Annotated in this window: 20 protein-coding genes, 1 tRNA gene and 1 riboswitch; of the genes, 9 read left to right on the top strand and 12 right to left on the bottom strand. The window is 54.1% G+C overall.

Annotated features, from left to right (window positions below; all coding sequences use genetic code 11):
• The first annotated feature begins 103 nt into the window (after positions 1–103).
• Positions 104–2,158 (top strand): DNA helicase IV, encoded by a 2,055-nt coding sequence (gene helD, locus AC3WS9_RS14135; protein ID WP_492488950.1) that lies wholly within the window; start codon positions 104–106, stop codon positions 2,156–2,158.
• 44 nt (positions 2,159–2,202) lie between these two features.
• Here helD and mgsA read toward each other — a convergent pair whose 3' ends face one another.
• Positions 2,203–2,661: a methylglyoxal synthase gene (gene mgsA, locus AC3WS9_RS14130; RefSeq protein WP_282492414.1), complete on the bottom strand. Its 459-nt coding sequence runs from the start codon at positions 2,659–2,661 to the stop codon at positions 2,203–2,205.
• A gap of 86 nt (positions 2,662–2,747) precedes the next feature.
• Positions 2,748–3,410: a curli synthesis inhibitor gene (csgI, locus tag AC3WS9_RS14125; protein WP_282492416.1), complete on the bottom strand. Its 663-nt coding sequence runs from the start codon at positions 3,408–3,410 to the stop codon at positions 2,748–2,750.
• 173 nt (positions 3,411–3,583) lie between these two features.
• Between csgI and AC3WS9_RS14120 the strand changes: the two genes are divergently transcribed.
• Complete coding sequence (locus tag AC3WS9_RS14120; protein ID WP_282492417.1) at positions 3,584–3,997, top strand: CoA-binding protein; 414 nt, start codon at positions 3,584–3,586, stop codon at positions 3,995–3,997.
• A 36-nt stretch (positions 3,998–4,033) separates the two neighbouring features.
• Here the strand turns inward: AC3WS9_RS14120 and hspQ are convergent, their stop codons facing one another.
• Together hspQ and rlmI are read right to left on the bottom strand one after the other, a co-directional pair.
• A complete protein-coding gene (hspQ, locus tag AC3WS9_RS14115; protein WP_100780676.1) occupies positions 4,034–4,351 on the bottom strand; it encodes a heat shock protein HspQ in 318 nt (105 codons plus the stop codon).
• 60 nt (positions 4,352–4,411) lie between these two features.
• Positions 4,412–5,602 (bottom strand): 23S rRNA (cytosine(1962)-C(5))-methyltransferase RlmI, encoded by a 1,191-nt coding sequence (gene rlmI, locus AC3WS9_RS14110; RefSeq protein ID WP_492488947.1) that lies wholly within the window; start codon positions 5,600–5,602, stop codon positions 4,412–4,414.
• Between the two features lie 94 nt (positions 5,603–5,696).
• On the opposite strand from rlmI, the gene yccX reads away from it, so the two are divergent.
• On the top strand, positions 5,697–5,978 hold the full coding sequence (gene yccX, locus AC3WS9_RS14105; protein ID WP_285145398.1) for an acylphosphatase: 282 nt from the start codon (positions 5,697–5,699) through the stop codon (positions 5,976–5,978).
• Here the strand turns inward: yccX and tusE are convergent.
• Both tusE and yccA read right to left on the bottom strand, forming a co-directional pair.
• Complete coding sequence (tusE, locus tag AC3WS9_RS14100; RefSeq protein ID WP_285155685.1) at positions 5,975–6,304, bottom strand: sulfurtransferase TusE; 330 nt, start codon at positions 6,302–6,304, stop codon at positions 5,975–5,977. The two genes, yccX and tusE, sit on opposite strands and share 4 nt — an antisense overlap.
• An 88-nt stretch (positions 6,305–6,392) precedes the next feature.
• Complete coding sequence (yccA, locus tag AC3WS9_RS14095) at positions 6,393–7,052, bottom strand: FtsH protease modulator YccA (RefSeq protein WP_282492421.1); 660 nt, start codon at positions 7,050–7,052, stop codon at positions 6,393–6,395.
• A 267-nt stretch (positions 7,053–7,319) separates the two neighbouring features.
• Here yccA and AC3WS9_RS14090 point away from each other — a divergent pair, with 267 nt between their 5' ends.
• Together AC3WS9_RS14090 and AC3WS9_RS14085 are read left to right on the top strand one after the other, a co-directional pair.
• Positions 7,320–8,948 carry an ABC transporter substrate-binding protein gene (locus AC3WS9_RS14090; protein WP_492488946.1) on the top strand — a complete coding sequence of 543 codons (1,629 nt, stop codon included), beginning with the start codon at positions 7,320–7,322 and terminating at the stop codon, positions 8,946–8,948.
• Between the two features lie 145 nt (positions 8,949–9,093).
• Positions 9,094–9,181: transfer RNA gene (locus AC3WS9_RS14085), tRNA-Ser, on the top strand.
• A gap of 58 nt (positions 9,182–9,239) precedes the next feature.
• Here the strand turns inward: AC3WS9_RS14085 and psiE are convergent.
• Positions 9,240–9,653: a phosphate-starvation-inducible protein PsiE gene (gene psiE / locus AC3WS9_RS14080; RefSeq protein WP_492488944.1), complete on the bottom strand. Its 414-nt coding sequence runs from the start codon at positions 9,651–9,653 to the stop codon at positions 9,240–9,242.
• Between the two features lie 263 nt (positions 9,654–9,916).
• Here psiE and AC3WS9_RS14075 point away from each other — a divergent pair, with 263 nt between their 5' ends.
• On the top strand, positions 9,917–10,612 hold the full coding sequence (locus tag AC3WS9_RS14075; protein WP_492488942.1) for a ParB-like protein: 696 nt from the start codon (positions 9,917–9,919) through the stop codon (positions 10,610–10,612).
• 88 nt (positions 10,613–10,700) lie between these two features.
• On the opposite strand, the gene AC3WS9_RS14070 is transcribed toward AC3WS9_RS14075, so the two are convergent.
• Complete coding sequence (locus tag AC3WS9_RS14070; RefSeq protein ID WP_285149210.1) at positions 10,701–11,702, bottom strand: magnesium transporter; 1,002 nt, start codon at positions 11,700–11,702, stop codon at positions 10,701–10,703.
• Between the two features lie 60 nt (positions 11,703–11,762).
• Positions 11,763–11,932: riboswitch (M-box (ykoK) riboswitch) on the bottom strand.
• 158 nt (positions 11,933–12,090) lie between these two features.
• On the opposite strand from AC3WS9_RS14070, the gene AC3WS9_RS14065 reads away from it, so the two are divergent.
• Positions 12,091–12,594: a DedA family protein gene (locus AC3WS9_RS14065; RefSeq protein WP_492488939.1), complete on the top strand. Its 504-nt coding sequence runs from the start codon at positions 12,091–12,093 to the stop codon at positions 12,592–12,594.
• A gap of 9 nt (positions 12,595–12,603) precedes the next feature.
• On the opposite strand, the gene dgcJ is transcribed toward AC3WS9_RS14065, so the two are convergent.
• Complete coding sequence (dgcJ, locus tag AC3WS9_RS14060; RefSeq protein ID WP_492488937.1) at positions 12,604–14,121, bottom strand: diguanylate cyclase DgcJ; 1,518 nt, start codon at positions 14,119–14,121, stop codon at positions 12,604–12,606.
• A gap of 149 nt (positions 14,122–14,270) precedes the next feature.
• Positions 14,271–15,020 (bottom strand): SDR family oxidoreductase, encoded by a 750-nt coding sequence (locus AC3WS9_RS14055; protein WP_492488935.1) that lies wholly within the window; start codon positions 15,018–15,020, stop codon positions 14,271–14,273.
• 100 nt (positions 15,021–15,120) lie between these two features.
• Here AC3WS9_RS14055 and AC3WS9_RS14050 point away from each other — a divergent pair, with 100 nt between their 5' ends.
• Both AC3WS9_RS14050 and agp read left to right on the top strand, forming a co-directional pair.
• On the top strand, positions 15,121–15,480 hold the full coding sequence (locus AC3WS9_RS14050) for a winged helix-turn-helix transcriptional regulator (protein ID WP_492488933.1): 360 nt from the start codon (positions 15,121–15,123) through the stop codon (positions 15,478–15,480).
• A gap of 109 nt (positions 15,481–15,589) precedes the next feature.
• Positions 15,590–16,831, top strand: a complete 1,242-nt coding sequence (agp, locus tag AC3WS9_RS14045) for a bifunctional glucose-1-phosphatase/inositol phosphatase (RefSeq protein ID WP_492488931.1) — start codon at positions 15,590–15,592, stop codon at positions 16,829–16,831.
• A 34-nt stretch (positions 16,832–16,865) separates the two neighbouring features.
• Here agp and AC3WS9_RS14040 read toward each other — a convergent pair whose 3' ends face one another.
• A complete protein-coding gene (locus AC3WS9_RS14040) occupies positions 16,866–17,093 on the bottom strand; it encodes a YccJ family protein (protein WP_282492507.1) in 228 nt (75 codons plus the stop codon).
• A gap of 19 nt (positions 17,094–17,112) precedes the next feature.
• Complete coding sequence (wrbA, locus tag AC3WS9_RS14035) at positions 17,113–17,709, bottom strand: NAD(P)H:quinone oxidoreductase (RefSeq protein ID WP_100780660.1); 597 nt, start codon at positions 17,707–17,709, stop codon at positions 17,113–17,115.
• Positions 17,710–17,946 lie beyond the last annotated feature (237 nt).

The raw sequence follows: 17,946 nt of genomic DNA, 5'->3' as shown, positions 1-17,946 counted from the left end.
TATGATTAAAGCCTGATGATTGTAACGTTTTTTTAGGCTGGAGCACCTGAAAACTGGCGGTTAAACTAATGGGCAAACACTCTCTTCGTGGATCAGGCTGGACATGGAACTAAAAGCGACATCATTAGGCAAGCGCCTGGCGCAACATCCGTACGACAAGGTTGTCCTTCTTAACGCCGGGGTGAAAGTCTCCGGTGAACGCCACGAATATCTCATTCCATTCAATCAGCTGTTGGCTATCCACTGCAAACGCGGCCTGGTATGGGGCGAGCTGGAGTTTGTCCTGCCTGCCGATAAAGTTGTGCGTCTGCACGGGACCGAATGGGCCGAAACCCAGCGCTTCCACCATCATCTGAGCACGCTCTGGCAGCAGTGGAGCGCGGAGATGAGTCAGGTGGCTGAACAGGTATTGCAGCAGGTTCTGGCGGATATCGCCCAGAGTCAGGAGCAAAAGAAATGGCTCACCCGCGCCCAGACCGCCGGAATGCAGCAGCGGATCCGCCAGGCGCTGACGGCGCTGCCGCTGCCCTCGTCTCGTCTTGATGAGTTTGAAAACTGCCGCGAGCCGTGGCGCCAGTGCAAAGCCTGGCTGACGGATATCGACCAAAGCCGACTGGCGCATAACCAGGCCTGGACCGATGCCATGCTGGCGCAGCACGCCGAGTTTTTCCAGAATATCGAATCCTCTCCGTTAAACCCGGCGCAGGCGCGCGCGGTGGTCAACGGGGAACATTCGCTGCTGGTGCTCGCGGGCGCGGGCAGCGGTAAAACCTCAGTGCTGGTGGCGCGAGCCGGATGGCTGCTGGCCCGCGGCGAAGCCACAGCCGACCAGATTCTGCTTCTGGCCTTTGGTCGTAAGGCCGCGCAGGAGATGGACGAGCGTATACAGGAACGTTTACACACGCGGGACATCAGCGCGCGGACGTTCCATGCCCTGGCGCTGCACATTATCCAGCAGGGCAGCAAAAAAGTGCCGGTCATCAGCAAGCTGGAAAACGACACTCAGGCCAGACTTTCACTGTTTATCACCACCTGGCAGCAGCAGTGCAGCGAGAAAAAGGCGCAGGCAAAAGGGTGGCGTCAGTGGCTGGAAGAGGAGCTGAACTGGACGGTGCCGGAAGGCAGTTTCTGGCAGGACGAGAAACTGGCGCGTCGCCTCGGTTCACGTCTCGATCGCTGGGTGAGCCTGATGCGCATGCACGGTGGCTCGCAGGCCGAGATGATTGAGAATGCGCCAGAAGAGGTGCGGGCGCTGTTTTCAAAACGCGTGAAGCTGATGGCTCCGCTGCTGAAAGCCTGGAAATCGGCGCTGAAAGAGGAGAATGCGGTCGATTTCTCCGGGCTGATTCATCAGGCCATTATCATTCTCGAAAAAGGGCGCTTCGTCAGTCCGTGGAAACATATTCTGGTGGACGAATTTCAGGATATCTCCCCGCAGCGCGCCGCGCTGCTGGCGGCACTTCGCGCGCAGAACAAACACACTTCGCTCTTTGCCGTGGGGGATGACTGGCAGGCGATTTACCGTTTTAGCGGCGCGCAACTGTCGCTGACCACCGCTTTCCATCACTATTTTGGCGAGGGAGATCGTAGCGATCTCGACACCACGTACCGCTTCAATTCCCGCATCGGCGAAATCGCCAACCGCTTTATCCAGCAGAACCCGCATCAGCTGGTGAAACCGCTGAACAGCCTGTCGGCCGGGGATAAAAAAGCGGTGACGCTGTTGCCGCAGGATCAGCTGGAGGCGCTGCTGGACAAAATGAGCGGCTATGTGAAAGCGGAAGAACGAATTTTGGTGCTGGCGCGCTATCACCATCTGAAACCTGCAATCCTCGAGAAAGCGGCCACCCGCTGGCCAAAGCTTACGCTCGACTTCACAACCATTCATGCCAGCAAAGGCCAGCAGGCAGATTACGTGATTGTGCTTGGGCTGCAGGAGGGCAGTGATGGCTTCCCGGCCCCGGCGCGCGAATCGGTCATGGAGCAGGCATTGCTGCCGATGGTGGAAGATTTCCCGGATGCGGAAGAGCGTCGTCTGCTGTACGTGGCCATTACCCGCGCACGCCATCGCGTCTGGCTGCTGTTCAACAAAGATGAACCGTCGCGCTTCGTGGATATTCTGAAGAATATAGATGTGCCGGTGGCGAAGAAGCCTTAAAGATTAATGCCGGGTCAGGCGAAGTCGCCGCCCGGCATAAACACTTACTTCAGTCGTTCAGCCAGATAGCGCGGATAATCCGGGATCAGGATCTCAATCGGCGCGTTGAACTGCGGCGACTCGATAATAAAGTCGGCGGTAGAGAGGTTAGTGGCAACCGGAATATTCCACACGGTTGCGAGGCGCAGCAACGCTTTCACATCCGGATCGTGCGGCACCGCGTTTAGCGGGTCCCAGAAGAAAATTAGCACATCAATTTTCCCTTCCGAAATCTGCGCGCCCACCTGCTGATCGCCGCCCAACGGGCCGCTCAGCATGGCGTTCACTTCCAGCCCGGTTTCACGCTGGATCAGATTTCCGGTGGTGCCGGTTGCAGACAGATTGTGTTTTTCCAGCAGAGCCTGGTGGCGCTGAACCCAGTTCAGCAGCATTTGCTTACAGTGATCGTGCGCGACCAGCGCGATGTGTTTGCGCTCCGGCAGGGTACGTGTTGTCAGTTCCATAATCTTTTCCGTCAGGTTCAGGTTAACTGGCTACACGATGACGGGAACCGCCTGACGCTGCAAGAGAAAGGGCGAAAAAATGTGGCTCAGGACGAAGGTTGTTGCTTCGCCCACTGTAAAAAACGCGTGCGGGTGTCGGGATCGGCCTGCTGGAACCAGAATTTGAGGCGCTGCTCGGTTAGCGTCTGCGACTGCGGGGGGATCACGTCCAGCTCAGACACGCCGGAGAGCAGCGTGCTGTCATCCGCCATCATGGTGGCAAACTTCGGCAACGACGCGGTTTTGCCCGCTTTGTTATAGCGTTCCGTGTCCGCTTCGTAATCCAGCCCTTTCGGGGTTTTGGTCAGTGCCAGAATGTCCAGTTTCACCGGGATGGGCATCGCATCGCCGTCCAGCAGCTCCAGTTTTGGCGCGGCTTCAAAGGATTCGGACTCTTTTTCCGTCTCCAGCCGCGGCAGATTAAAATTCACCTGGCTGATTTTCTGCGTGTTAAAGCTCACCACCAGCGGCGGGGAGATGTAGAGGCGCTGCTCGTGATTGGAGAGACGAATGTTTTTTTCGATGCGAAAGACAATCTGATGCGGCCCGTTATCCAGTTCGATGCTGTCCGCGCCGCGCAGCAGCGAACTGGAGACTTTTTTGCCGTCGAGGACCAGCAAATCAATGTCCGTGGATAATCGCAGCGTTGTGGCATAAACGCAGACCGGCATCAATAATGCAATCACAGCAGAGGCAATGCCGGTCTTCATAAGGCGCTCCTGTCGAAAATACTTTCGTCGTAATAATGTATCTAAATTTTTCGATAAACACGTTTACTAACATATAGACATATTCCAGGGTTTTGCCCTCATACAGATGTATGGGATGAATGGTTGCCTGAAGGGCTTTGGCGTACACTTTAAAAAAAGCCAGGAGAAACACCATGAAAGAGAACGAGATTATCGCCATTCTGACCTCGACCCGTACCATCGCGCTGGTGGGCGCGAGTGATAAACCCGATCGTCCCAGCTATCGCGTAATGAAATATCTTCTCGACCAGGGCTATCATGTGATTCCGGTTTCACCGAAGGTGGCGGGTAAAACGCTGCTGGGGCAACAGGGCTACGCAACGCTTGCCGATGTGCCTGAGAAAGTCGACATGGTGGATGTGTTCCGTAACTCAGAGGCGGCCTGGGGCGTGGCGCAAGAGGCGATAGCGATTGGGGCGAAAACCCTGTGGATGCAGCTTGGCGTGATTAACGAACAGGCGGCCGTTCTGGCGCGCGATGCCGGGTTAAACGTGGTGATGGATCGCTGTCCGGCGATTGATATCCCGCGACTGGGTCTGGCGAAGTAATAAAAAAGCCCGATTGAATCGGGCTTTTTTATTTAGTTAGTTCCGCAGGCGCGGAGCCTGGAGCTGTTTGCGGATGGTCTGGGCCAGTTCGTCCATGGAAGGTTGCTCAGGATGTTCCTTCTGCAGTTCACTGCTTAACTGCGCCTCCGCAAGATAAGTGTGAACCGGCTGACCATCGTCATCTTCCATGACCACATGGTACCAGGGTGCAGCGCGAAGCTCGGCGTTAACCGCCAGCTCGTCCGCTGACGGTTCATCAAGGGAGTATTCCGGGTCAATATCCACCACCACCCCCAGATACCCTAACAGGGAGTGGCGCACCTGCTGGCCGATACCGTATTTGCTGGCAATCATAGTCACCTCCCGGGAAATGTTACTTGCATCAGATGTATGGGCAACATTCCACTTTTCAAGCTACATGACGCGACAGGCAAACCCTTTCAGATACAGCCCTTCCGGATAGGTAGCGATCACCGGGTGATCGGCCGCCTGACGGAACTGCTCTATAAATTGTACATCACGGCCCGCATCTACAGCGGCATCTGCGATCAGTTTCTGAAATAAATCGGTGGTCATCAGGCCAGAGCAGGAGAACGTCAGCAAAATCCCGCCTGGATTGAGCAGCTGGATGGCGAGCATGTTGATATCTTTATAGCCACGGCAGGCGCCCATCAACTGGCTTTTATTTTCGACAAACTTCGGCGGGTCCATCACGATCACGTCGAATGTTTCGCCCTGGTCGCGATATTTACGCAGCAGTTTGAACACGTCATCGCGGACAAATTCGGCTTTGCTCAGATCCAGCTTGTTTAGCTCGACGTTCTGTTTCGCCACGTCCAGCGCTTCCTGAGAGGTATCGACGCTGACGACCTGGCTGCAACCGCCCATCAGCGCGGAAACGGCAAAACCGCCGGTGTAGGAGAAGCAGTTCAGCACGCGTTTGTTCTTCACGTACTGACGCGTCGCCAGGCGGCTGTCGCGCTGATCGAGGTAATAGCCGGTTTTATGGCCGCCCTGAATATCGACGTACAATTTCATGCCGTGCTCTTCAATCGGCAGCAGGGCAGGCGGCAGTTCGCCGGTGACCGTACCTTGCGTCAGCTCCATGCCCTCTTTTTTACGTACCGCGACGTCGCTGCGATCGTAAATGGCGCATTCCGGATACAGGGTTTGCAGCGCGCTGATTAACGCCGCGCGCTGATATTCTGCGCCCGCGCTCAGCAGTTGAAGCACCATGAAATTGCCGAAGCGGTCGATGGTCACGCCCGGCAGACCGTCTGACTCACCGGCGATCAGACGATAGCTGTCCAGCCCGTCGCGTTTCGCCAGCCAGTCACGCCACTCCTGCGCCTGCTGTAAACGGCGGGTGAAGAAGGCGATGTCGATGGTTTCGTCTTTCTCGAAGCTCCAGACGCGCGCGCGGATCTGGGAGGCAGGCGAGTATGCGCCGCGAGCTAACCATTTCCCCTGATGGTCAACGATATCGATGGTTTCACCGAGGCTGGCTTTCCCTTCCATGCGGGCAACCGCGCCGGAAAAGACCCAGGGATGGCGGCGCAGTAATGATTTTTCGCGCCCTTTGGCTAACACTAAACGTACACTCATAATTTGCTATTCTGTTGATTCAATGAATTGGCGGCCATTTTCCCGAGTTCAGTGGGGAAATGCAACGCGCCAGACAGGATTAAGGGGAACGATGATGTCAAAAGTCTGCACAATCGCCTGGGTTCACGGCACCGTTCAGGGCGTCGGGTTTCGCTACAGTACGCAGCGCGAAGCGTTACAGCTCGGGCTGACGGGCTACGCGCGTAACAGGGATGACGGCAGCGTCGAGGTGGTGGCCTGCGGCGACGCTGAACAGGTCGAAAAACTGGTCGCCTGGCTGAAAGCGGGCGGGCCACGCAGCGCGCGGGTTGAAAAGGTCTTAACCGAACCGCATCAACCCGGCCGCGAATATGTGAACTTCGGTATTCGCTATTAAATGCACTTCACGGGCTTAGGCAGACCCGCGATTTTAGTCGCCTGCTTGGCCGGGCCTTTCGGGAACAGGCGATACAGATAGCGGCTGTTGCCTTTCTCTTCGCCAAACTTGTTGGCCATCGCTTTCACCAGCATACGGATGGCCGGGGAAGTATTGAATTCCAGATAGAAGTCGCGGACAAAACGCACCACTTCCCAGTGCTCTGGCGTCAGGGTGATCGCCTCTTTTTCGGCAATCACCTGGGCAAGCCCTTCGCTCCACTGGCTGCTCTCTTTCAGATAGCCGTCGTTATCGGTCTCTATCTCTTTACCTTCAAAGCTCAACATAGTCATTCACACGTCAATCCAAAACCCGTGCAGTGTACCAAAAAAACAAAGCCCCGCATAAGCGGGGCTTGATTCGAAGCACTGTCTGTTAATCGCGGCTGGCGAAGCCCAGGATGCTCAACAGGCTGACGAAGATGTTGTACAGCGACACATACAGGCTCACGGTAGCGCGGATGTAGTTCGTTTCACCGCCGTGAATGATGTTGCTGGTCTCATACAGGATCGCGCCGGTGGAGATCAGGATGAACACCGCGCTAATCGCCAGGTGCAAGGCAGGCAGCTGCAGGAAGATGTTTGCCACCATCCCAATCAGCACCACCACGATACCCGCCATCAGCATACCGCCGAGGAAAGACATATCTTTGCGCGTCGTCAGGACGTAAGCGGAGCAGCAGAAGAACACTAATGCCGTACCACCCAGCGCCAGGCCGATGAGATCGCCCATGCCAGCAGACAGGTAAGCGTTCAGCATTGGCCCCAGGATGTAGCCCAGGAAGCCGGTAAAGGCGAACGCGGACAAAATACCAATCGGCTTGTCAGCGGTTTTGTAGGTCAGGAACATCAGACCATACATACCGACCAGCGTCAGAATCAGACCCGGAGACGGCAGCATCAGCACGGTGCTGGCCGTTGCGGTGATCGCCGAGAACGCCAGCGTCAGGCTGAGCATGAAATAGGTGTTGCGCAGCACTTTGTGGGTGCTGAGTAGCGATGTGCGGTCGCGTGAAGAACTAATAATACGATCCATGAGTCACTCTCTTATGACAGATGTAATTAACGGCAAGAATAGGAAAGGTCTTGCCAGTTACAAAGTGGTTTTACCCATCTTTACTCAGCCGGTTAGGGCCCGCGCTGGTGCTTTGTTTCAAAGAAATCCATTTCAACAGAATGAATATCGGTTTGATGAATTTAATCAGATCAACATCTTATAGGTTACTGAAAAATATTGCCTTATTAATCTTTGAGCGCTAAGAGTGAATACGCATCGTCAAAAAACCCACAATAAGGCGAAACAATGAAATCAGCATCACGCACTCACTTTACACTCTCTTTACTGACGGCAGGGATCTTGTGCGCCAGCACAACGGCCTTGGCCGCCAGTGTGCCGGCAGGAACACAACTGGCAGAGAAGCAGGAACTGGTCAGGAACAACGGCAGTGAACCGGCATCGCTCGATCCGCACAAAGTCGAAAGCGATGTCGAATTCAATATTATCAGTGATTTGTTCGAAGGGCTGGTGCGCGTATCGCCAGCGGGCGAGATAGAGCCGCGCCTCGCGGAGAAATGGGAGAACAAAGACAACACCGTCTGGACTTTCCATCTACGCCCTGGCATCACCTGGAGTGACGGATCTGCGATAACCGCTCAGGATATTGTCTGGAGCTGGCAGCGTCTGGTCGATCCTAACACCGCGTCGCCGTACGCCAGCTATCCCGGCAACATGCACATTGTCAATGCGGCCGATATCGCTCAAGGCAAACAGAAGCCGGACACGCTTGGCGTGAAGGCGATTAACGATACTACCCTCGAAGTGACGCTGACGCAGCCGAATGCGGCGTTTCTCGCCATGCTGGCGCACCCGTCGCTGGTGCCGGTCGATAAAGTGCTGATTGGCCGCTTCGGCGATAAATGGACCAAGCCGGAACATTTTGTCAGCAGCGGGGCGTATAAACTCTCGCAGTGGGTCGTGAACGAGCGCATCGTGGCGGAGCGCAACCCGCGCTACTGGGATAACGCCCACACGGTGATCAACAAGGTGACTTATCTGCCGATCACCTCTGAAGCCTCGGACGTGAACCGTTACAAAGCGGGTGAGATCGATATCGTTTATACGGTGCCGATTAACCAGTTTGCGCAGCTGAAGAAAACCCTCGGCTCAGAGCTGGATGTCTCCCCGCAGCTCGCCACCTATTATTACGAATTCAACACCACCCGACCGCCGTTCAACGATGTGCGTGTGCGTAAGGCGCTGAATATGGCGCTGGATAAGGACATCATCGCCGAGAAAGTGTTAGGGCAGGGGCAACGCCCGGCGTGGTTAATCAGTCAGCCGGATATCGGTGGGGTGAAACTTCATGCGCCGGAATACGCCAGCTGGCCGATGGACAAACGTATCGCGGAAGCCAAAAAGCTGCTGAACGAAGCCGGATTCAACGACTCGCATCCGCTCAGTTTCAATCTGCTCTATAACACCTCGGAATCGCATCAGCGCATCGCCATTGCGGCGAGCTCCATGTGGAAGAAAAATCTCGGCGTGGAAGCGAAGCTGCAAAACCAGGAGTGGAAAACCATGCTCGATACCATGCATACGCATAACTTCGATGCCGTGCGCTACGCCTGGATTGCCGATTACGACGATGCCGCGACCTTCCTGAATAACTTCCGCACCGGCGACAGCGAAAACACCAGCCAGTACAGCAACCCGGCCTATGACAAAGCGCTGGTGGATGCGGCAAAAGCCAAAACCACCGAGGAGCGCGGCAAGTATTACCAGCAGGCAGAAGACCTGTTGGGCCAGGATGTGCCCGCCATTCCGGTGTATCACTACGTGCGCACGCATTTGATCAAGCCGTGGGTGGGTGGATTTACACCGGATAAACTGGGGTACTACTTCACGAAGGACATGTACATCAAAAAGCATTAAGCCTGAAACAGGCGATTTTATGCTGACAAAATAGCCAATGCGTTGTTATTTCAACCGATTAACATCAATTTGGCTATTTTTGAAGCAAACGATCACATTGATGCTTTACACGAAGTACGGAGGTGTTTATAGTGCGCCCCATACCGGAAGCGTGGCCGAGCGGTTGAAGGCACCGGTCTTGAAAACCGGCGACCCGAAAGGGTTCTAGAGTTCGAATCTCTACGCTTCCGCCAAATACGAAACCCCAGTTCAGCAATGAACTGGGGTTTTTTGCTTGGGCGGTCTCAACGCTCAATCGCGCGTCAGCCGTGAGCTGCTGCAAACCCACAGCGTGATAACCAGCGTCAGAATGGACAGCGAGTACAGCAGCACGTTCATCGGTGAGTCATAGTGGACGATGATCAGGCGGATGATGGCGGTCACGCCGATGTAGACAAAATAGCGCAACGGAAAGTGGCTGCCGGATTTAAAGTACTTGACGATCAGCGCGATAAATTCGAAGTACAGAAACCACGTTAGCAGTCCCTCAACGAAGTCATAGCTCTTGGTGGCCGGAAAGTTAAAGAAGGTATCTGCCAGTGACCAGGATTCCTTACCAAGGAATACAATCAGAATGATGGCCAGGCAGAACATACTGACGTTGAGTACAAACTGCAGAAAGGTCGGAATCCCCGTTTCAAAAGACGCATTAATAATCGTTTTCATTTTCAGCTCGTTATCTCTGTCCCCTGTTATCGTGAGTATAGACAAAAGTCGCTCATACTCATCCTGGGCTCTTAGCGCTGCGAAATCGTCCAGGTATTCATTAACCGAATAAGGACTGGAGACAAATGAAAGTGTTCTCGCCGGGTTAACTGTCTGTGCAGGCCACAACTTTCACGCCTGAAGGGACAATCCTGTTGATTATTCCGGGTGTTCAATGCTGTTATCTCTCCAGCCACTCACACCTTATGTCAGGAAAATCATCAATGAAAAAATGGCTTTTGCTCGCGGCGATACTCAGCCCACAAGCTTTCGCGGCTGCACCTTGTACACCAGACACCGCTCCCGGGGAGTTATGTGAGGTGGCTATCGACCAGCTACGGCCCACTCAGGCGGGCATTGGTCAGCTGCAGGTGGATGAAGAGCAGAAAAAACTTGCGGATAAGAGCGCTAGAAAGCTCGAAAAGTACGCTGTTAAAAAAGAGATCCCGGTGGTGATTTCTCCGCAGGGCGAGTACTGGCTGGTCGACAGGCACCATCTCACTCGCACCCTTTGGCAACTGGGCGTGAAAAAAACCACGGTGAAGGTTATCGCGCATCTGCAGGATAAAGCCACCTTCTGGCCGCAGATGGAGAAAAACCACTGGGTGTGGCTGAAAAACGAAAAGGGGCAATCCATCACGCCGGAGCAACTGCCGAAGCGTATCGCCGATCTGCCTGATTATCCTTACCGTTCGCTGGCGGGCCTGTTGCAGGATGAAGGCTATTTTGACAAGAAAAAGCAGGTCTATTTTGTTGAGTTTGCCTGGGCCAGTTGGCTCGGGGAAAAGATGGGCTGGCAGTCCGTCAATGCTGGCAATCTGAAGGAGCGGCTAAACCAGGCAAAGACGCTGGCTTGTGAGCCGGATGCTAAAGCGTTGCCTGGCTATCCAGGTGAGAAGTGTTTGGGCTCGGCAATGTGAAGCAGTGCGGGATGCCTGCGAAAAAAGGGGTTACCGAAAGGTAACCCCTTTTTTTGGCTTTATTTTCTTTGTTCAGGCTACAAATCTGTCACTCCAGACCCAGCGTGTACTGTGCAATTTTGAAATAGATAATCAGGCCGGTTCCGTCGATAAAGGTGGCGATAAACGGCGCGGATACGACGGCAGGGTCGATGCCACAGCGTTTAAGCACCATCGGGATCACTGACGAGACAATGGCGCTCCATAGGGTAATGCACACCAGCGTCAGGCTGACGATAAGCGTAATGTCCATTCCAATTCCCATCATCCAGGCCCTCACACAGCCTGCCAGCCCGAGCGTAATGGCAATCATCACCGAGGTGGTCATCTCTTTACGCAGCACGCGCCCCAGGTCTTTCAGGCCAACTTCACCCAGTGCCATCGCGCGGACCAGCGTTGAGGTAATCTGTGTGCCGCTGTTGCCGCCGGTGCCAATGAGCAATGGAATAAAGAACGCCAGTGCGATAGCGGATTCGAGCGCATCTTCAAAATGCTGAAGCACGGTGCTGGTATAGGCCTCTGCGACGAACAGCAGCAGCAGCCAGACGGCACGTTTTTTCCAAAGCTGCACAGCGCTGGTCTCGAGGTAAGGCCGCTCCAGAGGCAGCGTAGCCCCCTGGCGCTGCGCATCTTCCGTCACGTCATCTTCCAGCAAATGAGCAATTTCACGTTCGGTGAGACAACCCACCAGTTTCCCGTGGGTGACAACCGGTACGACGTCAACACCGGCATGGCTGAGTAGAGCGGCCACTTTTGCACGCTCATCGTCGGGCTGAACCTGCAAAAACTGAGAAACCATCAGCGCGCTAACGGCCTGAACGGTATTCGCTTCCTGTAATAACGTTCTGACCGAAATCATCCCGGCCAATCGACCATTATCTTCAATAAAAATATGCGTTGGAATATCGTCATCTTTTAATTGTGCGAAGAAATGTTCACGCGCCAGCGCGACACATAATGACGCGTCGAGGACAATAAAATCCGTATTCATATATTGCGCGATGGCGCTGTCATTAAATGCAGGATTTGAATTATGGATGGTGTAAGACATAGTGAATTCCCTTTGAATATAATTATCTCTCAGGGGCGAGCAAGACAGGGCATGTCGAAGAGGAGATCCCCACGTCCTGGGTTCAGCACTGTACACCGTATCCCCGAAGGGAAGTTATACTGACAAAGCCTTGATTCGACAGTGCCTGTTTTACCCTGTGTAGTTTCTCTCGAAACCACCAGAGCGATAACGTGTATTTGTACAGGAGCCTCGCCATAACGAGATCGTAGTAAAACGGATGAGATAATACGCGAGTTTTTAAATGCTGCTTTAAAATATCAATAATGTTGATGAACGGTTTAGGTTAAATATATTTAATCGGCGTTGAGGTTTTATTTAATTCATTTCATTTTAAATAGCAGATTCACCTTTCAAAAGAGGCGTCGCGATGGAATGGCTCAATAATTTGCTTAATCATTTTGCACACTATCCGACGCAGCTGTTCGCCTTGCTGGCGGTCATGGCGTTCTGCAAATCAACGGTTTTCGTCTCCTCCATTCTCCCGCCCGCCTCGCTGATGTTGCTGGGTGGGATTACCCTGAGTCAGGCAACGCTTTCGCCTGTGCTGGCCTGGCTTGCCGTAACGACGGGCGCGACGTGCGGCTCCGTGTTGAATTACCATTTGGGGCAGCTCATGGGCAATACGCGGATGATGATGCGCCTGCGTGCAAAACACGCCGATCGCCTTATACGCATCCAGCATCAGTTAGAGAAAAACAGCGTGGCGGTGTTGTTCACTGCCCGTTTTCTGGCGGTGCTGCGCTACATCGTCCCGCTGGCGGCGGGGATGCTGCGCGTGAATGCAGGAAAGGTTTACGCGGTGAGCCTGCTCTCTGCCACCGTCTGGGCGGCGCTGTATGTCGGCGCGGTGACCGGCATCAGCGCCTTGTAAACTTAGCTGTCACTTCCGGTCTTCATATTTGCTGCGCTTATGCTGATACAGCAGCTCATCCGCCTTCAGCATCGCCACTTCCAGCGTATCGCCCGCGTGCATCTGGTAACTTCCCCAGGAGAACGCCACCATTTTTTCCGTATCGATGGTCTGGAGATAACCTTGCATACGCGTAATCACATCCCGCGAGCGGGCCAGATTATTATCGATAAGAATCAAACAGAACTCGTCGCCGCCGAGGCGGATCCCGTAATCGCTCTTACGGATCGACTGCGCCAGCGCAAGTCCCAGAGACTGGATCGCCTTATCGCCCATATGATGGCCTAAGGTGTCGTTGATTCTTTTCAGCCCGTCGCTGTCGATGGCAATCACCGTGACCGGAATATTTCTTTCCACTAAAGACTGAATTTTCTGGTTCAGTTCGCCGGTAATCACTTTGCGGTTATACAGCCCGGTCATCGCATCGGTCACGTTGTCGCGGGAGAGGGATTTCTGACGGATAAACTGCTGGCGGGCGTAGCGAACCAGCAGCCAGGTGGTTAATACGTAAAGCAAAATCAGCCAGATATTCGCAATCACCACGTAGATGGCATCGAGCTTTCCATGCAGGGTGTAATACTGCGTCATATCATCCTGATAGTTAATCGCATCCCGCGATTTCACTACAGGCTCATGGAAGATAATATTCCCCCCCGTCGTATTATCGGTGACATACAGGGAAAGGAATTTCCACAATAACGGGCGATCAGGGGTGACAAATGATGTCGCCAGATCGTGAATATTGATATCGGTAATCAACAGCCCTTTGATTTTTCCGCCAAGAAATACCGGCGTAATCATGCTGATAATATTTTGTCGGGTATAGCCGTCTGTATAAATGTGCGAAACGATATTCTCACCGTGGATCAGGTCCTCCAGCGCATTATCATCAATGGTAATAGTGTGCGCGCTGCGGACAATATTGACGCCATCTTTATCGGCCACCAGCCAGTTGCTGAACGCATAATCAAAGGTATTCACCAGATGGTTGATGTAAATATAGTTGTGCGCAAGGTCGATGTAATAGCGGATGTTGTTGAAGGTATAGCCCGTATAGTTGGAGAAGGTGTACTTCGATGACGCCGGTGTCTCGGTTTGATTCACCACGGGCAGCGCAGGCACATCGCGGCTCCAGGCTTCGCAGTCGGGATTTCGCGTCTGAAGCGTACCCTCCAGGTTAACGATGGTTCTTGCCACCAGATTAAACCCGGAAATGGCTCCGACCTTTTCAATATGCTCGCAGAGTAATTTGGCTTTTTCCTCGCCATTCACACCAGAGGCTGCCTGTTTAGAGAAGGCGCGGGATAAGCGAAAGGCAATATCCTGATTGATGAACTCTTCATGGAAAAGCGCTGACTTGCCATTCTCGGCAATATAGCCCATATAATTTTGAAGATTTCTCACTTCATGTGAAATCAAGGTGGCGAATATTGACGTTGTGCAAACAATAATAAATATCGTTGCAGTGATATATTTACGTTGTGACAAGATGGTTAACTCCCTTGTAAGACCACCTAAGATATTTCGCAAAGTATAGCACTGAAATGGACTATTATTGAGTGAAGTTATATTTGTAATGCCACTATCAGTCCGGGCGCTATATACCGGTTTAGCTTCAGTATATAGCGCCTTTCGAATTACAAACTCCCGGTGCCACCGTCCACCAGCAGATCGATCCCAACCGTATAGCTGGACTCATCCGACGCCAGATAGATCGCCGCCTTCGCCAGCTCCGTCGGGGTGCCCATGCGCCCGAGCGGGACCAGGCTTGCGATATCGCCCTGCAGCGCTTTTTGCGCCTCTGCGCTCAGCCCCAGTTTATTCAGCGCCGGTGTTTCTACCGGGCCGGGGCTTAAGCCGTTGACGCGGATCCCACGCGGCAGCAGTTCCGCAGAAAGCGTGCGCGCCAGGGAGAGCAGACCCGCCTTGCTGGCGGCATACACGCTGCTGGTGGGCAGGCCGATCCGCGCGCTCACCGAGCCGCATAAAATCACCGACGAGGGATTGTTCAGCAGCGGCAGCAGCGCCTGAACCAAAAAGAAGGGGCCTTTGAGATTGATACCCATCAGCCGATCCCATGCCTCCTCGCGCCACTCCTCGATAAGCCCGTGCGTCACATCTCCGGCGTTGATAAACACCGCATCCAGCCGCGGCCAGCGTGAGGCGAGGGTGTCTGCCAGCTGTTGTTGCGCGGAAATATCCCCCGCGTCGGTGGCAATCACCCAGGCGTTATCGCCCAGCACCCGTTGCGCCTCGGCCAGAGTTTCCGGGTTACGTCCGGTCACCGCCACGTGCGCTCCTTCGGCGATAAACTCCTGCGCCGTCGCCAGACCGATGCCGCTGGTGCCACCCGTAATAAGCGTATATTTACCTGTTAAACGACCCATGGTTATCTCCTGAAAAGTCACTGGAGAAAGCACTATAGAAACGTTAGTATCCAAAAGAAACCAGGTACCATTTGGATACTAATGAGGCGAAGGGTGTGCAATGGCGGAAAGACTCGAATCAACCTGTGAAAAAAATTCTGCGACCGAATCCTGCCCGATGACGCAGTTTGTCAATCTGATCTCGGGCAAATGGGCGATCCCGATCCTGTACCGGCTGATCGTCCTCAACGCCCCGGTACGCTTTGGCGATCTGCTCCGCGCCGCGGCACCCATTACCCAGAAAGAACTGACCAAACAGCTGCGCTTATTTGAACAGCGCGGACTGGTCTCGCGCACGATCTATCCGGAGATCCCGCCGCGTGTGGAATATCAGATAACGGATTTAGGACTGACGCTACAGAGTGCGCTCTCCCCGCTGGCCGTCTGGATGCAAGAGTACGGCGACCAGCTGGAGCGGTAGGGCGCGAACATAAAAAAGCGTTATCTATCAGTTTGAGAAATGGTTCCCGGAAATTTGTCATCAATCTGTCACAATCAGATTGACGAAAATAAACTCTGAGGAAAAAGGGATGAGAAAAGCACTACTCGCAATCGCAGTGGCTGGCACTTTAACAATGACCTCTGGCGCTCAGGCGCAAACGGCCCCGGAAGGCTATCAGTTACAGCAGGTGTTGATCATGAGCCGCCACAACCTGCGCGCACCGCTGGCGAATAACGGCAGCGTACTCGAGCAATCCACGCCGGGCAAATGGCCGGAATGGGAGGTGCCAGGCGGGCAGCTCACCACCAAAGGTGGCGTGCTCGAAGTCTATATGGGCCATTACATGCGTGAATGGCTGGCGGAGCAGGGGATGGTCACCAGCGGAGAATGCCCACCGGCTGACGCGGTCTATACCTACGCCAACAGCCTGCAACGCACCGTTGCGACGGCTCAGTTCTTTATCACCGGCGCATTCCCAGGCTGCGACGTGCCCGTCCATCATCAGGAAAAAATGGGCACCATGGACCCGACCTTTAACCCGGTGATCACCGACAATTCGCCGGAGTTTCGCGAAAAAGCGGTCAAAGCGATGGAGACCGAGCGTCAGGGCATGAAGCTCGATGAGAGCTACAAGCTGCTGGAGCAGATCACCCAATACACCGATTCCCCGTCCTGCAAAGAGAAAAAAGTGTGCTCTCTGACGGAGGCCAAAGACACCTTCACCGCCGACTATGAAAAAGAGCCGAGCGTCTCCGGCCCGCTGAAAGTGGGTAACTCGCTGGTGGATGCGTTCACGCTGCAATACTACGAAGGCTTCCCGCTGGATCAGGTGGCGTGGGGGGAAATCAAAACCGACCAGCAGTGGCGCGTGCTGTCACAGCTGAAAAATGGCTATCAGGATTCCTTGTTCACTTCGACCGAAGTGGCGCGCAATGTTGCCAAGCCGCTGGTGAAATACATCGATAACGCGCTGGTCACCGATCAGGCGAAAGCGCCAAAAATCACCGTGCTGGTGGGGCATGACTCGAACATCGCTTCGCTGCTGACGGCGCTGGATTTCAAGCCGTACCAGCTGCATGACCAGCACGAGCGCACACCGATTGGCGGGAAGATTGTCTTCCAGCGCTGGCATGATAAAAACGCGAATCGTGAGCTGATGAAAATTGAGTATGTCTACCAAAGCTCAGAGCAGCTGCGTAACGCTGATGTGCTGTCGCTGAAATCTCCGGCGCAGCGCGTGACGCTTGAGCTGAAAGGATGCCCGGTCGATACCAACGGTTTCTGCCCGATTGATAAATTTAATACTCTGATGAACGACGCGGCAAAATAAGTGGAAAACCCCCCGCGCTGGCGGGGGGAAACGGTCAGACGTTTTTACGTTCGATGGTTTGCTCGCCCCAGAAGAGCGAGTCTTTGTCTGTTTTGTCGAAGGCACGGACCAGCACTTCATCGCTCCCGTCCTCCCAGATTTTCTCCGCCAGCTTCTCATCGTATTTCGCGACTTCAAAGATGGCCTCGGCAATTTCTGGAGAGGTATTACGTAAACTTGCCCACTCACCGACGTGATGAGCTTTGGATTGTTGAGTTGGCATGCTTGTCCTCCTGTTGAGGTTAACCGTTCAGTTTTTTAGCGAGGCCCGCGACGTGCTCACCCTGATAACGGGCGATGGCCAGCTCTTCCTGGCTTGGCTGACGCGAACCGTCGCCGCCAGCAATGGTGGTCGCGCCGTACGGAGTCCCGCCGCGCACCTGTGAAACATCAAACAATTCCTGCGCGCCGTAGCCGATCGGCACAATCACCATCCCATGGTGTGCAAGGGTCGTCCAGGTGGAGGTGATGGTCTGCTCCTGGCCGCCGCCGGTCCCGGTTGAGCTAAAGACGCTGGCGAGTTTCCCGTACAGGGCGCCTGAGGCCCACAGTCCGCCGGTCTGATCCAGGAAGGTGCGCATTTGCCCGGACATATTGCCAAAGCGCGTTGGGGTACCAAAGATGATGGCGTCATAGTCGGCCAGCTCCTGCGGGGTCGCCTGCGGGGCATTTTGTGTTTTCCCGCCCGCTTTCAGGAACGCTTCGGCGTTCATGGTTTCCGGTACGCGTTTCACCACGACCTCAACTCCGTCAACTTTACTTGCGCCTTCCGCCACCGCATGAGCCATGGTTTCAATGTGTCCATACATGGAATAATAGAGCACCAGAACTTTTGCCATCTTGCATCACTCCTCGATTGTGGTTTCTGGCAGCGAATCGCTGCGTTCATTTAAAGATAAGACGCCACGGCCAGACTGCAAACCTGAAAGCCATTTCTTTGATTTATAACAAGATATTTAGGACCTTTCTTTGTAGCAATATGAAACATTTTTAGCGGGTCGGCTTTTCTGAATGATAAGAGGAGCTTATTGGTGACGACGGCGGGATCTCACACGAACGGCTGATTTCATGTTGCA

This window comes from Lelliottia sp. EB106-05-01-XG201 (assembly GCF_058791735.1).
Note: the sequence above shows the minus strand (reverse complement) of the source record. Positions and strands in the feature narration are given on the sequence as shown.